The 13,817-nt window shown below is 63.1% G+C and carries 14 protein-coding genes; 5 read left to right on the top strand and 9 right to left on the bottom strand.

Translation table 11 applies throughout. The features are described 5' to 3' along the window. Window positions 1-28: 28 nt before the first annotated feature. The 6 genes from C7435_RS03035 to C7435_RS03060 form a co-directional block, all read right to left on the bottom strand. Window positions 29-700, bottom strand: coding sequence for an RluA family pseudouridine synthase (locus C7435_RS03035; protein WP_121209963.1), 672 nt, complete (start codon window positions 698-700; stop codon window positions 29-31). Between the two features lie 64 nt (window positions 701-764). Further along, a complete protein-coding gene (locus C7435_RS03040; protein ID WP_121209964.1) occupies window positions 765-1,121 on the bottom strand; it encodes a RebB family R body protein in 357 nt (118 codons plus the stop codon). A 74-nt stretch (window positions 1,122-1,195) separates the two neighbouring features. After that, entirely contained in the window at window positions 1,196-2,167 is a 972-nt protein-coding gene (locus C7435_RS03045; protein ID WP_121209965.1) for an NUDIX hydrolase, read from the bottom strand. After that, on the bottom strand, window positions 2,167-2,787 hold the full coding sequence (locus C7435_RS03050) for a YfbR-like 5'-deoxynucleotidase (protein WP_121210005.1): 621 nt from the start codon (window positions 2,785-2,787) through the stop codon (window positions 2,167-2,169). The genes C7435_RS03045 and C7435_RS03050 overlap by 1 nt, the downstream gene beginning before the upstream one ends. A gap of 324 nt (window positions 2,788-3,111) precedes the next feature. Next, entirely contained in the window at window positions 3,112-4,086 is a 975-nt protein-coding gene (locus C7435_RS03055; protein WP_121209966.1) for a TolB family protein, read from the bottom strand. Next, entirely contained in the window at window positions 4,083-5,201 is a 1,119-nt protein-coding gene (locus tag C7435_RS03060; RefSeq protein ID WP_170150324.1) for a beta-ketoacyl-ACP synthase III, read from the bottom strand. Before C7435_RS03060 ends, C7435_RS03055 begins: the two co-directional genes overlap by 4 nt. 241 nt (window positions 5,202-5,442) lie before the next feature. Here C7435_RS03060 and C7435_RS03065 point away from each other — a divergent pair, with 241 nt between their 5' ends. After that, on the top strand, window positions 5,443-6,651 hold the full coding sequence (locus C7435_RS03065; protein WP_121209968.1) for an ammonium transporter: 1,209 nt from the start codon (window positions 5,443-5,445) through the stop codon (window positions 6,649-6,651). Between the two features lie 316 nt (window positions 6,652-6,967). Here C7435_RS03065 and C7435_RS03070 read toward each other — a convergent pair whose 3' ends face one another. After that, complete coding sequence (locus tag C7435_RS03070; protein WP_121209969.1) at window positions 6,968-7,468, bottom strand: redoxin domain-containing protein; 501 nt, start codon at window positions 7,466-7,468, stop codon at window positions 6,968-6,970. Between the two features lie 52 nt (window positions 7,469-7,520). Beyond that, entirely contained in the window at window positions 7,521-8,066 is a 546-nt protein-coding gene (locus tag C7435_RS03075) for a carboxymuconolactone decarboxylase family protein (RefSeq protein WP_121209970.1), read from the bottom strand. A 101-nt stretch (window positions 8,067-8,167) separates the two neighbouring features. Between C7435_RS03075 and C7435_RS03080 the strand changes: the two genes are divergently transcribed. Both C7435_RS03080 and C7435_RS03085 read left to right on the top strand, forming a co-directional pair. Next, the gene (locus tag C7435_RS03080; RefSeq protein WP_233350666.1) at window positions 8,168-8,722 is read left to right on the top strand and encodes a MarR family winged helix-turn-helix transcriptional regulator; all 555 of its coding nucleotides are present in this window, start codon (window positions 8,168-8,170) and stop codon (window positions 8,720-8,722) included. A 126-nt stretch (window positions 8,723-8,848) separates the two neighbouring features. Next, window positions 8,849-10,234: a serine hydrolase domain-containing protein gene (locus C7435_RS03085; RefSeq protein WP_121209972.1), complete on the top strand. Its 1,386-nt coding sequence runs from the start codon at window positions 8,849-8,851 to the stop codon at window positions 10,232-10,234. Here the strand turns inward: C7435_RS03085 and C7435_RS03090 are convergent. Next, complete coding sequence (locus C7435_RS03090) at window positions 10,231-11,346, bottom strand: beta-ketoacyl-ACP synthase III (protein WP_121209973.1); 1,116 nt, start codon at window positions 11,344-11,346, stop codon at window positions 10,231-10,233. The genes C7435_RS03085 and C7435_RS03090 overlap by 4 nt on opposite strands. 161 nt (window positions 11,347-11,507) lie before the next feature. On the opposite strand from C7435_RS03090, the gene C7435_RS03095 reads away from it, so the two are divergent. Next, window positions 11,508-12,614, top strand: a complete 1,107-nt coding sequence (locus C7435_RS03095) for an S-(hydroxymethyl)glutathione dehydrogenase/class III alcohol dehydrogenase (protein ID WP_121209974.1) — start codon at window positions 11,508-11,510, stop codon at window positions 12,612-12,614. A 2-nt stretch (window positions 12,615-12,616) separates the two neighbouring features. Next, on the top strand, window positions 12,617-13,117 hold the full coding sequence (locus C7435_RS16920) for a hypothetical protein (protein ID WP_147422617.1): 501 nt from the start codon (window positions 12,617-12,619) through the stop codon (window positions 13,115-13,117). Window positions 13,118-13,817: the final 700 nt, after the last annotated feature.

Raw genomic sequence — 13,817 nt, forward strand, 5'->3', positions numbered from 1 at the left:
CCTCAAGCGACAATATCTGATGTGGAGATCAGAACGGGGGCCGGCTCTCGAAACTGACCGGCGCACCCCCGTCCGGGTGGCGAAAGCCCAGCTCCTGCGCGTGCAGGCACAGGCGGTCGCTGGCGGCCAGTGCCTCGGGTGGCGCGTAGAGATTGTCGCCCAGGATCGGATGGCCCAGATGCAGCATGTGGACGCGCAGCTGGTGGCTGCGTCCGGTCAGCGGGCTGAGGCGAACCCGGCTGACGCCATCGGCAATGTCCAGCACCTCCCAATCGGTCACCGCACGGCGCCCGCGCTCATGGCAGATCATCTGCCGTGGACGGTTGGGCCAATCGGTAATGAGCGGCTGGTCGACGCGACCGGATGACTGCGTCATCTCGCCCTGGACCCGCGCGATGTACGACTTGCTTGTCTGACGCTTCTCGAACTGCTTGCCGATATGCGCCTGGGCGTGTGCGGTCAGGGCCAGGACGATGACGCCAGAGGTATCCATGTCGAGCCGGTGGATGATGCGCGCGGTCGGGAAGTCAGCGCGGGCACGTGCTTCCAGGCAGTCGGCGCGCTCCGGCCGGTTACCGGGCACGGTGAGCAGGCCGGACGGTTTGTCGATGACCAGGATATGATCGTCAGCATGGATGACCGGTAGCGGCCCGGCGGGCGGCGGTGAATAAATGAAGGGGCGGGGCGTGTCTCCGGGCATGGGCCGGGTCCATACAGGGTTTTGCCCGACCTGACCCGGGCCGGCTGCAGGGGCGGGTCGGCGCTCAGTTGTCCGGATCGCCCTCGCCATCGCCGGTATTGCCGTCTTCAGCCGCGGCACCAAAGCCGGCGAGCAGCTGGACACCCTGGGTCGTGGTGGCCTGAAGCACGGTGTTGGCGTTTTGCTGGCCGGAGGTCGCATTGTGCGCCGACCCGAGCTCGGCAGACATGGGCTCCGCAAAAGACTGATTGCCCATGCTGGAAGCTGGCGCATTGCCGAGCACCTCGGTATTCGTCTGGCTGATGCTGTCGTCGACCTGGGAGTTGACGGTGCCGGCGGGTACGGCGTCCTGGGCTTCGGCGGCAATGGACAGGCCAAGCGTTGCCGGCACGGCCAGGATGAGTGCGAAGGCACGGGTCATGAAGAACTCCCTCAATTTCGCCTCGCAGACTCACCGGGAAAACTTCCCATCCGCTTAAACCGGCAGGGAAAACTCTACCCGTCGCGCAATCTGGGTGTCGCCAGGCCGAGCGATGGCAGGCCGGCGAGCGCTTCGCGGCGATAACGGAACAGTTCGGCTGGCCGACCGCCGGTGGCACTTTCCACCTTGCCGGTGCCATCGACGAAGCCGGAGCGGTCCAGGGCGCGGCGGAAATTCTGTTTGTGCAGGCGATAGCCGACCACCGCCTCGACCACTTGTTGCAGAGCCGACAGGGTAAATACGTCGTCCATCAGCTCGAACACCACCGGACGATATTTGATCTTGCCGCGCAGGCGTGAAATCGCGGTCGCCAGTATGCGGCGATGGTCCGACGCCATCGCCTGACCCAATCCCGGAGCGACCCGCCGTGTCTCGGTCTGGCCGTCGCGGGCGGCCTCCTCGACGAGGCCGGCCTCGTAGAGCAGTTCGTAGCGGTCCAGCGCCCGCCCTTCCTGCCAGCCGCCGGGATTAAGTCCGAAGCACTGCTTGATGCGGTCATGGCAGGAGGCGCGGCGACCGGGGCCGCCGGCCTCATCCGCCCAGGCCGACAGGCGGGGTAGGATCTGGCTGTCGATGATGTCAGGACGTCCCTCGCGCCAGTCCTCCCACGGGAAGAAACGATACCAGCCGCGCCACTGACCGCCGCCTTCCGGTGGGTCGGAGACGTCCGGCGTGAGGGCGAGATAGCCGATCGAGATGATGCGATCATCCTCCGACCCGGTCATCGCGGCCACGGGCGCTTCGCGGCCCCGATCGCCGAATGTGTAGAGCTGCTCGACATAGCCGAGCTGGAAGCGCGCCTGTTCATCGACCCAGCGACGCAAGCCGATTTCAAGGGTGCGGTGTTCGGTGGGATTAAAGGGGCCAAAGGGCAGCGCCTCGCCACCCCCCGGTTGCGGCACGATGAGCACCTGCGGCAGATCGCCATCGACCGCCAGGATGACCGCGTTGAGGCCGACGGAAAGCGCGAGGCCGGCCTTCTCCATTATCGCCCCTCGAAGGCTGCCAGCACCGCCTCGAACCGGTCGAGATAGAGCTGTTGGGCCTGTTTGACGGGCAGGGGTTCGATGGTGATCTCCAGTCCGGCCGGGGGACGACCGAAGAATTTCACGGATTCGGCATGACTGAAACCGGCGATCTGGGTGGCCTCGAAATAGGCGCACATGACATCGGCCCGCTTGATCTTGCGCTTGACCTCCGCCGGCAGTTTCGGCGGCAGGCCGAAGCGCAGTTGGATGGCGGCTTCAAGCCGGTCCTCGAATTCGCGATAATTGACACCCAGCGCTGCCTTGAACGGGCTGATCATGTCGCCGATCACGTATTCCGAGGCGTCGTGCAACAGCGCTGCGACGCGCCATTTGTCGTCAATGTCGGGATAGAGATGCTCCAGTATGTCCAGCACCACGACGGAATGTTCGGCAACCGAGAAGGCATGATCGCCTTTGGTCTGCCCGTTCCAGCGCGCCACCCGGGCGATGCCGTGGGCGATATCCTCGATTTCGACGTCAAACGGCGACGGGTCCAGCAGGTCCAGCCGCCGCCCGGAAATCATCCGCTGCCAGGCGCGCGGCGCGTCCTTGCTTTTTTTCCGGGGGGCAGCAGCCATGTCATCCATCTCGTCAGCTTCGGGCGGGGAGGGGGGATAGCAGAGAAGCGGCGGCGGCACCAATGTGCTGGCATGACAGGGCTGTGGATTGTGGTGAGGGCCTCAGTCCTGCTCCAGGAGTCCGACCAGTGCGTGACCGAGGGTTCTGCGGTCCAGGGTCAGACGCGCGTAAGTGTTGAACAAAAGTCCAGATCCTCGCCTTGATGGGCGAGGTGGAGCGGGTGCCGGGAGGCCGGTGCCGGAACGCTGGCGCGTCTCACCCCTTCCGACCCGACGCTTCGCGCCGGCCCACCTTCCCCATCAAGGGGAAGGCCCGGCGTTTCCCTACTCCTCCGCCACCACGGCCAGTGTCGACAAGTCAGGGCTCAAGGCTAGGCGGGTCACACCGGTCAGCCAGTCAATCGCGCCGATGGGCTGCCAGCCGCCATAGGCGCGCCAGACAAGTTGACCTTCATGGACCGTGAGGAAGGTGACGCGGTCATCGGGCATGATGGCGACGGCGAAGTCCTGAACCGTGCCCGGCAGGGCGAACATTTCGCGCAATTCGCCGGTCTGCGTGTTGAGCGCATGGACCGTGTGGACGCCGTCCTCATCACCGAGCGTCACATAAAGCGCCGGACCGCGACCGGCGCGGAAGAAGCTGCGGCCGGGATTGTCGGCGATATGGGTGACGGTTTCCGGCGTGGTGGTGCGGTCGATCAGCTGCAGCGTCATCGGCTCGCCCAGGTGGAAGACGGCCACCGCGCGCATGTCCCCTGAAAAGCCGTAATAGCCGACCGGGGCCAGCGCCTCGGCAGGCTGGCGGTCGGAATTGTCCGGATTGGCCAGATAGGCATTGCCGGCATAGCCGCCGGGCGGTTGGTAGATATAGCTGAGCCGGCCATCGGGGGCGATGCGCGGTGAATATTCGCTCTCGCCCGGCGTTTGGGTCACCGGCGTCGTTTCGCCCGACGTCAGGTCAAGCCGCCAGATATCGGTTTCGCCGGTCTCGTCGCCAGCGGTGTAGAGCAGGCTGCCATCATCGACAAAAAAGGGCTGGTTGTCGTAACCGGCCCGGGTGACGCCCCCGAGGGATGCGCCGAGCACGGGTGCCTCGCCGGACCAGTCCAGCGCGAACAGATGGATGTCGGTGCCGGGCAGGCCGGCGGTCTCGTCTTCCGCAACGTCCTCGCCGCTCTCGTCCGTGGCAGCCGCCTCTGCTGGTTCCGCGGCAGGTGTGTTCAGAGCGACCTCGTCTTGGTCGGCGGGCGAGCAGGCCGCCAGGGCGGCGATGGTGATCAGGCTGAGCCAGGTTTTCATGCGCGTTTCCTCACTGCAGCCGCGCCGACCCCATAGCCGGCCCCGAAAGCACACATGACGCCGGTCTCGCCGATCGCCATGTCGTCGGAATGCATTTCAAAATTCATCACCACCGAGGATGAGGACGTATTGCCGTATTCGTGCAGGATGGCTGGCGCGTTATCCTCGGTGCGGTCGCGCTCGAGAATGCGCTTGGCGATCATGTCGACCATGCGGATATTGGCCTGGTGCAGCCAGGTGCGGCGCACGTCCGATGGTGACAGTTCGATCGATTCCATCATCCGGCGGGCGACTTGCGGGGCGAAGCCGACCACATCCTTGAACACGCGATGGCCGTCCTGGTCGAGATGCGGTGCAAACTCGGGATCGACCGTGCGTTCGGCGATATTGATGAAGCCGTAATCCGAGCGCAGGGCCGAGGACCACTTGTTCTCGGCATGGCTGCCGATCACATCCCAGCCGCCCGGCCTTCCGTCATCGGCCTCAACGATCATCGCTGCGGAGGCGTCGCCGAAGATGAAGTGTACTTCACGGCGCGAATGCACATTGATGCAGGTCATCAACTCGGGCGAGCAGATCAGGATGCGTCGGGCCTGCCCGGATTTGATCATGCCATTGGCCATGTGCAGGCCGTAGAGCGCCGAAGCACAGGCCATGGTCATGTCGAAGGAAAAACCTGTCGACCCGATGGCTTCCTGGATCTCGCAGGCGACGGCCGGAAAATTGCGCTGCTGGGCCGACGACGCCACTATGACGCCGTCAATGTCGCTGCCGTCATAGCCGGCCTTGTCGAGCGCAATGCGCACCGATTTGAGCGCGAACTCAGCCTGGGTCGACACTTCGTCAATGCCGCGCGGCGGGATCCGCGGAGTCATGTGATCAATGTCGAGAATGCCGGTCTTTTCATAAACATGGCGACGCTCGATGCCGGAAGCATTGCGGATGAACTCGCTGGATGACAGTGGCACTTCCTCCGCCTTGCCGGCAGCGATTGCGCCGGCGTGGTCGGTGTTGAAGCGCGTCGCCCAGGCATTGTAGCTGGCAACGAGTTCATCATTCGAGATGACATTGGACGGGACCCAGTATCCCGTTGATCGAATAAGGCTGTTTTTCACGGCGCCGGACTCTGTGCTTGTCCCTGATCTGTCCAGCCTAAACCATGGGCGCTACCGATCAATCCGCGCTGACATTGCAAGGAAGATGCGCCTTCGCCTCGAAAACAGGCAGGTGTGCACAATTTCGCGGCGCGCTGCTGCCAATCCGGCAAAAACTCTCCTGAAAAGTCGACTCTCGCCGATTCCCCGGCCTAGCTCATGGCGATCGCAAGAACACCAAGGCCCGTTCACGGAGAGCCCCATGGATAGTGGTAACAATGCCTGGATACTGACCTCGACTGCCCTCGTCCTGCTGATGACGCTGCCCGGGTTGGCGCTCTTCTATGGTGGCATGGTGCGGCGCAAGAATGTGTTGTCGACCCTGATGCAGAGCCTGGGTGCGGCCGCCGTGGTGACGGTGTTGTGGGCATTGATCGCCTATTCCCTGGCCTTTTCCGATGGCGGTGCCGTCAATGCTTTCGTCGGCGGCCTGGGCCGGATCGGCCTGTCCGGCATCATGCCCGACACCATGTCCGGCGACCTGCCGGAAAACCTCTTCCTGATGTTCCAGCTCACCTTTGCCATCATCACTGTGGCGATCATCGCCGGTGCGGCGGTTGAGCGGATCCGGTTTTCCGCCTTCATGGTCTTCGGTGCGGCCTGGTTGATCCTGGTCTATGCGCCCATCTGTCACTGGGTGTGGGGCGGTGGCTTCCTGGGCGAGGCGGGCGTGCTCGATTTTGCCGGGGGTGCCGTTGTCCACATCAATGCCGGTGTCGCCGGCCTGGTGCTGGCCAAATTCCTCGGCCCTCGCAAAGGGTATCCCGGCGCCAATCTGGCCCCCGACAATCTCGTGCTCACGGTCACAGGGGCGGGCATGTTGTGGGTCGGCTGGTTCGGCTTCAATGGCGGCTCGGCCCTGGCCGCCGACGGTGCTGCCGCCCATGCTTTTGTCACCACTCAGATCGCAGCGGCGAGCGCGGTTCTGGTCTGGATCGGTCTGGAATGGATCCTGCGCGGCAAGGCCAGTGTGCTGGGAGCAGCGTCGGGCGCCATCGCCGGTCTCGTCGCGATCACGCCGGCCGCTGGTTTTGTGCCGAGCTGGGCAGCCTTCGTCATCGGCTCCTGCGGAGCGTTCGGGGCCTATTGGGGCGTCACCGCCCTGAAAAAAGTGCTCAAGATTGACGACACACTCGACGCGTTCGGCCTGCATGGTTTGGGTGGCTTGGTGGGTGCGGTTCTCACCGGGGTTTTTGCCTCGGAAGCGATCGGCGGCGCGGGTGGTGCCATTGAGGGTAATTGGCTGCAGGTCTGGACACAGACCTGGGGTGCACTGGCTGCTGCGATGTACTGCGGCGTGGTCACAACTGTCATACTTTTCGTGCAATCCAAGATCATGACATTGCGCGTCGACGAGGAAGGCGAGATTTCCGGCCTCGATACGACGCTGCACGGCGAGTCCGTTGGTTGAATTTGGCGGCTAGCGTATAGCCGACACACATTTCGTCCTGGCCAGTCCTCCCCGGCTTGTGACGTATACTGGGCCCGGCCCGTCGCCCCCGCGTTGTGGGGGTTGGCGGGCCGGGCTCTTTTTTGTCTGCATTTTGCAAATTTGTATGGTGTGTATTCGCCTGTGTGTGCTGACTATAGTCCGCTCAAAACGACGACAAACCCGACCCAAACGACCGCGTCCAGGATATTGGATGCAAATTCGAATAGTGATGTGCGACGCATGCTGTCTCTCCCGTGTTGAGACACAGGATGGAAGGGCGGGGCGACAGAAGCTGTCAGGGTGTGGTCGGTGCGGCGGGTTCGCCAGCCTCGTTCAGCAGGCTGCCAATCGCGGCGCCGAGTTCCAGGTCGGTGATGGACCCGAAGCGTTGCATCCGGATATGTCCGCCGGCGTCGATCAGAAGGGTGGTCGGCGTGCCCTGCATGCCATAGCGGGTCATCGTTTGCGGGATAAATCCGGACCTGGCCGGGGCATCGATAGCGACCGGGAAGGTGATCCGGTTTTCGTGCATGAAGGCGGCCAGCGCCGCGCGGTGTCCCTGGGCTTCATGATGCTCGAACACGCTGTGCAGGCCGAGCACGACCAGGCCTTTGTCGCGAAAGGCAAGGTCGGCCCGCCGGGCTTGCGGCAGGGCGTGCGAGACACAGCCCGGACACAGCATCTGAAAGCATTCGAGCAGGATGACGCGCCCTGACAGGCCTTCCAATGTCGGCGGCACGTCATCGCCATTGACCCATTCGCTTGTGATGAGTTCGGGGGCTTTTTTCAGGTTCATGAATTTGCTCCGCGATGGCGGCCCGCCAGCCGGAGCCGGCGGGCCGGAACGCCTAGTTGGCGCTGACGGGTTTGACGCTGGGGAAGTCCACATCGACATCGAACACGACATTGACGTAGTTGGTGAACAGGTTGAGCGCGATATGCGCGACAATCTCGACAATCTCCTCATCGTCGAAGCCGGCCGCGCGCAATTTGGCCAGCGCCGACGGATCGACATGCCCGCGTTCATTGACGACAGCGAGTGCGAAGTCGATTGCCGCTTGGCTACGGCTGTCTTCGCCATGGCCCTTGCGGGCCTCGTCCATCTGTGAGGCCGTCAATCCGGCGTTCTTGCCCAGGACCGTGTGGGCTGACAGGCAGTATTCGCAGCCATTGCGATTGGCGATGGCGACGGCGATCTGCTCACCCAGGCGGGCACCGATGCGGCCACTGCCGAGGGCGCCGAAACTGCCCAGCATGGATTTCAGGGCCGCCGGCGAATGGGCCACGGTCCCGAACATGTTGATCACCGCACCGAACTGGCTGCGGACGGCATCCATCAGCTCTTTGCGTTCACCGGTGGCTTGGGCGGGGTCGAAGGGGGGAATGTGCGGCATGGGTGTCTCCTGAGATCATTAGTATCGAGTCGATACAAGTTGGTATTTAGGTGGGTGAGGCGATGATTGCAAGGGTGGTATTGAGTCGATACAGTGAGCGCATGACGACGTCCGCACACTCCGCCCGGCTGCTCGAGAGGCTGAGCCGGCTGATCCACAATGAAGCGCATGCCCACGGGCTGAAGCCGGTGCAGTGGGATGTCTTGCGCTATCTGAACGTCGCGAACCGGTATTCGCGCTCGCCCTCGGCCGTGACCAGCTATCTCAATCTGACCAAGGGGACCGTGTCGCAGACGCTCAACGCGCTGGAAGCCAAAGGGCTCGTCGTCAAACGCGCCGATGCGACCGACAGGCGCCGGGTCACGCTGGACCTTTCATCACAGGCGCGGACTGCGCTGAAAGATGATCCCCTGCTCCGGATATCGTCGCACCTGGATGCCCTGCAGGACGATAACCGCCGCGGCCTGGATGCAGGGCTCCGAGAGTTGCTGGACGCATTGATAAGGGAGCGGAAGGGGCGTCCGTTCGGCGTCTGTCACACCTGTCGCCACCACAGGCCGGGGCGCGATGAAGGGCAGGGCGGTTTCTGCAATCTGCTCGGGGAAACGCTCAGCATCGCCGATGGTGATCTCTTGTGTGTCGAGCACGCGGCCTGACGCGTCGCGGGCGGCGACCGCTGGTGGTCCTTGGTGATGCCTGATATCTCTGGATGACGGGCCGCAAGGCAGGGGCTGCCAATACGCGCGGGGCCGCGTGTCGGCGGGATATCACGGGGGCAAGACATGTGGCGCTATCTGGGACTTTTTCTGCTTCCGTTTCTGACCACGCCCGCCCTGCCACAGGCGGATACGCAAGCCGCCGCGATTGATGCCTATCTCGACGAAGCGATGCCGGCCGCGTCCGCGCCCGGTTTGGCCTGGGCGATTCTCGACGATGGCGATTGGCTTGCCGGTGGACGCGGGGAGCGGGTTCTGGGCAGCGGCCTGCCGGTCACAGATGATACGCCGTTTGCGCTGGGCTCGATCTCGAAAAGCTTCACCGCGCTGGCCATCATGCAGTTGGTGGAAGCGGGCGCGGTCGATCTCGACGACGCCATCGCGGACCATCTCGACAGCTTCGAGGGGCAGCCCGGTGCGGCAATCACGATCCGGCAATTGCTGAGCCATACCAGTGGTTATTCCACCTTGCAGGGAAACAGTTTCCAGACCGGGCATATGCGCCAGCTGGCCGGCACATCACCGGCCCGCGCGCCCGGCACCGCCTGGCAATACTCCAACGCCAATTACCTGATTCTCGGCGCCGTCATCGAAACGGTCAGCGGCCGCGAGTTCGAGGCCTATATCGAAACGGAAATTCTCGCCCCGCTGGGCATGGAGAACAGTTCTGTCGGCGGTCGCGCGGCCGGCGACAGGATGGCAATCGGTCATACCCCCTGGTTTGGCGGCCGGCGCCCGGTTCCCGATCAGGGCAGGGCGTCAGGGGGCATGGCGGCCGCAGGCGGTATCGTCGCCAGCGCGGCCGATATGGCGCTTTATCTGGCGATGATGAGCAATGGCGAGGATGATCTGATCACCGCCGAGCACAAGGCGATGATGATGCGGCCGGCCAGCGCGGCTTCACCGTTTTACGGGTTAGGCTGGTTCATCGATGCCGAGGCCGATGCCGTCTACCACACCGGGCTGACCCCCGGGGTCGAGACCCTCGCCATCCTGTCACGCTCGCAGCAGCGGGGCGGGGTGGTGCTTGTGAATGCCAATAGCGGCATGGGGTTTGGCGTGACCGGCGATATTCTGGTGGGCATGAGTGCTTTTGCGCTCGGAGAAAACCCTGAGCCCGGCGGCCAGCATTTCGGGACGCAGAGCCTCTATGTGATGGTGCTGGTCCTGCCCGTGCTTTTTGTGGCGGGGATCATGCTCGCTTGGCGGGGCCGGGCTGGTCTGCGTGCCAAATCGGGCGTTTCCGGCTGGTTCAGCCTGGTTTTCCCGGTGTTCTCGACCCTGGCCATGGCCTGGGTGTTTGTGGACCTCATGCCGAAACTCTTCGGCGCGCCGCTGGCCACCTTCTATCTCTACCAGCCGGACATGACGATCCTGCTGGTTGCCAGCGCGGTGACGGGGGTTGGCTTTGCGATATTCAGACTGGTCCTGGCCCTGAGCGGTCGCCGCTAGAGCTTCTCGACGAAGACCGTGCCGGCCGAGTAACCCGCCCCGAACGAGCAGATCAGACCCTTCTCGCCAGCTTCGAAACCGTCATGATGGCGATGGAAGGCAACCAGCGAGCCGGCGCCGGCGGTATTGGCAAACTCGTCGAGGATGACCGGGGCTTCGTCCTCGGTGAAGTCGCGACCGAAAACCTTCTTCGCCACCATCATGTTCATGTTGATATTGGCCTGGTGCAGCCAGAGGCGTTTCATCTGGTCCGGCTTGAGGCCGAAATTGCCCATGTCGGTGAGGATCATCTCGGCAACCATCGGACAGACTTCCTTGAAGACCTTGCGGCCCTCCTGCACGAAATAGCGGTCCTCAAAGGCGGGCGCCGGTTCTTCCGAGGCATTCAGGAAGCCGAAATTCGAGCGGATATTATTGGAGAATTTGGTCATCAGATTGCGACCAATGACTTTCCAGCCCTGACCGCCGGCCACGTCCTCATGCTCGATCAGCATCGCCACGGCGACATCGCCGAAGATGAAATGACTGTCGCGGTCGCGGAAATTGAGCTGCGGCGTGGTGATCTCCGGTGTCACGACCAATACGGTTTTGGCCATGCCGGTCTCGATCATGTTGACCGCATTGATGATGCCGAACGTGCCGGACGAACAGGCCACCGTCATGTCATAGCCGAAGCCCTCAATGCCCAGCGCATCCTGGATCTCGATCGCCATCGAGGGATAGGTGCGCTGCATCGAGGTGGCCGAACAGATCACCGCGTCGACATCGGCGGCGTCGCGGCCTGCATGTTCGAGCGCCTGCTTGGCGGCAGCGACACCGGCTTCGGCCATCAGTGACAGCGCGTCGTTCGGGCGCGGCTCGGCCCGGGGACGCATGCGGGTGATGTCCAGCACGCCTTCCTTGTCGATCGTGTAGCGCGACTTGATGCCGGACGCCTTCTCGATGAAACCGGAGGATGAGGGGTTTTTCGCCTCGACGGCGCCACGCTCGATGGCGTCGGCATTTTCGGCGTTGAAGTGCTCAACATAAGCGTTGTAGCAGGCCACGAGTTCGTCGTTGGAGACGGACTCCTGGGGAGTCCAAAGACCGGTCGACCGGATCACCGCGCTCATAAACTTCACTCCGAAACGGGTATGTCAGGGCGCGCAACTTAGTGGCTGCACCAAGTCCCGTCACCTGCGCAGCTGCGCAAGCCGCGCCCGCGAGGCTTTGACGGCGGGCGGGAGCAATGCGAGACCTTTGTTTCAAACCATTGGTTCGGGGAGAATGATCCATGAAGACACGCGCCGCCGTCGCTTTTGAAGCGGGCAAGCCGCTGGAGATTGTCGAGGTTGACCTGGAAGGTCCCAAGGCCGGCGAAGTCCTGGTCGAGATCAAGGCGACCGGCATTTGCCACACGGATGAATTCACCCGCTCGGGCGCCGATCCGGAAGGCGCCTTCCCGGCGATTCTCGGCCATGAGGGCGCCGGCATTGTCCGCGAGGTCGGGCCGGGCGTGAAAGACCTCAAGGTCGGCGATCATGTCATCCCGCTCTACACGGCCGAGTGCCGGGAGTGCGAATACTGCCTCAATCCCAAGACCAATCTGTGCCAGAAAGTGCGCGCCACCCAGGGCCAGGGCGTGATGCCGGACGGCACCTCGCGCTTTTCCTACAAGGGCGAGAAAATCCTGCACTATATGGGCTGTTCGACCTTCTCGAACTTCACCGTCCTGCCGGAGGTCTCGCTCGCCAAGGTCCGCCAGGACGCACCCTTCGACAAGATCTGCTATATCGGCTGCGGCGTGACGACCGGCATTGGCGCAGTCATGTTCACGGCCAAGGTCGAGCCCAATTCCACCGCCGTTGTCTTCGGTCTGGGCGGGATCGGTCTCAATGTCATCCAGGGTCTCAAACTGATTGGCGCCAGGCAGATCGTCGGCGTCGACATGAACCCGGCCAAGCAGGTCATCGCCCGCCAGTTCGGCATGACCGATTTCGTCAATCCGAAGGATCACACCGACCTCGTCGGCCATCTCGTCGAGCTGACCGGCGGCGGGGCGGATTATTCCTTTGAATGCATCGGCAATGTCGAGGTCATGCGGGCGGCGCTGGAATGCTGCCACAAGGGCTGGGGCGAGAGCATCATCATCGGTGTCGCCCCCGCCGGTGCCGAGATCCAGACCCGACCCTTCCAGCTGGTCACCGGCCGCGTCTGGCGCGGCTCCGCCTTCGGCGGCGCCAGGGGCCGCACCGACGTTCCCAAGATCGTCGACATGTATATGGAAGGCCGCATCGATATCGACAGCCTGATCACCCACAAGCTCAAGCTGGATGACATCAACAAGGGGTTTGATTTGATGCATGCCGGGGAAAGTATCCGGGCTGTGGTGGAGTATTAGGTGTGCGCGTTCTCGCCCCGGTATTGACCTGTCTGGTTTTGATCGGCTGTCAGTCGGTGCGACATCCGTCGATAGACATTGCCGACGATGATTGCGGAACTCTCCTCGCATGGACAGAAGAGCGAAGTCGCGTGGAACGAGTCGCGAATTGGGATTGGGCCTATTCGGGAGACGTGATCGCTATGAGGGCGAAAATGTCCGTGTGTTCGCCAGAAAGTTGTGTCGCTGATGAGATGGATCGAGCGATGTATGCGGGCCTAAGTCGTTATACGCACAGCCTTTCGCTCGGCGAGTTTGCTTGGCTTGTGGCGGAATGTGTTGGCGCGAGGCCGGACGTCAGCTTCGATTCTGCTGGCTCTGTGGTGGAAGTTGAAGCCCGTATGGAGGTCGGCGAGCGACGTCTCGAGATCGCGTACTTTGAGGATCATTGCGCTTATGGCGATTGGATCGATGATCCGGGTTGGACGGGTTGCGCTTCCTTCCGGGCGAGCGGAATTCACTGACTATTTGAGGCGCCGCAAAGGGCGCGTCTCCATCGGCAAAAAGACCGGATTGTTGAAATCACTTCGGCCTGATTTGTCATTTGAGGCGGGCAGTGTCCGACGACATTCGCGCCCCGGCGCACACCCCGCCCTAAACCGCTTGCCGAGAATTCGCCGTCTCCGCTTCTTCAGGTCAAGGGCGCCGCAGGCGCCGCTTCGCGGTTTCACCCTTGAGCTGAAGAAGCGGAGACGGCCTGCTGGCTGACAAGCGATTTATGGACAGCTCTGCGCGCATGGCGCGAAGGTACAGAAAACCAAGCGGTGGACAGCACCTACGTCCTTGTCATCCCCGCTGGATGTCCGGCGAAGGCCGGACGCAAGGCGGGGACCTGACTCTTTGCAATCACATAGGTCCCTGACTTTCGCCCGGCCTTCGCCGGGCGTCCATCAGGGTTGACGACATGTTGTGTCGGGGGAAAGCGCCCCGGCGCACTTGCCGCCTGTCTCCCGCTGCAGCCGCCGTCCCGCCCGACCGGCGGCGCGCATGCGCCAGAGTGGAAAGCCCGGTCCGGCCGGCGGGAAGGCGGTCTGACTGACGGTCTCCTTTCCTGTGGTTTGAGGGTGATCGACAGGTCTGCCCGCGCCACGGCGCTTGCGCCTGGCGGTTTGGGCAGTTGAGGGGTGCGAGGTGCCTTGCCGGTGCCTAGCTATGTACGTTTTG

The organism is Maricaulis maris (assembly GCF_003634045.1).
In the GTDB taxonomy this organism is placed as follows: Bacteria; Pseudomonadota; Alphaproteobacteria; order Caulobacterales; family Maricaulaceae; genus Maricaulis; species Maricaulis maris.

Excerpts from the sequence above, each read along its gene's own strand:
- C7435_RS03035 (WP_121209963.1), bottom strand. The coding sequence starts at position 700 with ATGCCCGGAGACACGCCCCGCCCCTTCATTTATTCACCGCCGCCCGCC.
- C7435_RS03040 (WP_121209964.1), bottom strand. The coding sequence starts at position 1,121 with ATGACCCGTGCCTTCGCACTCATCCTGGCCGTGCCGGCAACGCTTGGC.
- C7435_RS03045 (WP_121209965.1), bottom strand. The coding sequence starts at position 2,167 with ATGGAGAAGGCCGGCCTCGCGCTTTCCGTCGGCCTCAACGCGGTCATC.
- C7435_RS03050 (WP_121210005.1), bottom strand. The coding sequence starts at position 2,787 with ATGGCTGCTGCCCCCCGGAAAAAAAGCAAGGACGCGCCGCGCGCCTGG.
- C7435_RS03055 (WP_121209966.1), bottom strand. The coding sequence starts at position 4,086 with ATGAAAACCTGGCTCAGCCTGATCACCATCGCCGCCCTGGCGGCCTGC.
- C7435_RS03065 (WP_121209968.1), top strand. The coding sequence starts at position 5,443 with ATGGATAGTGGTAACAATGCCTGGATACTGACCTCGACTGCCCTCGTC.
- C7435_RS03070 (WP_121209969.1), bottom strand. The coding sequence starts at position 7,468 with ATGAACCTGAAAAAAGCCCCCGAACTCATCACAAGCGAATGGGTCAAT.
- C7435_RS03075 (WP_121209970.1), bottom strand. The coding sequence starts at position 8,066 with ATGCCGCACATTCCCCCCTTCGACCCCGCCCAAGCCACCGGTGAACGC.
- C7435_RS03080 (WP_233350666.1), top strand. The coding sequence starts at position 8,168 with ATGACGACGTCCGCACACTCCGCCCGGCTGCTCGAGAGGCTGAGCCGG.
- C7435_RS03085 (WP_121209972.1), top strand. The coding sequence starts at position 8,849 with ATGTGGCGCTATCTGGGACTTTTTCTGCTTCCGTTTCTGACCACGCCC.
- C7435_RS03090 (WP_121209973.1), bottom strand. The coding sequence starts at position 11,346 with ATGAGCGCGGTGATCCGGTCGACCGGTCTTTGGACTCCCCAGGAGTCC.
- C7435_RS03095 (WP_121209974.1), top strand. The coding sequence starts at position 11,508 with ATGAAGACACGCGCCGCCGTCGCTTTTGAAGCGGGCAAGCCGCTGGAG.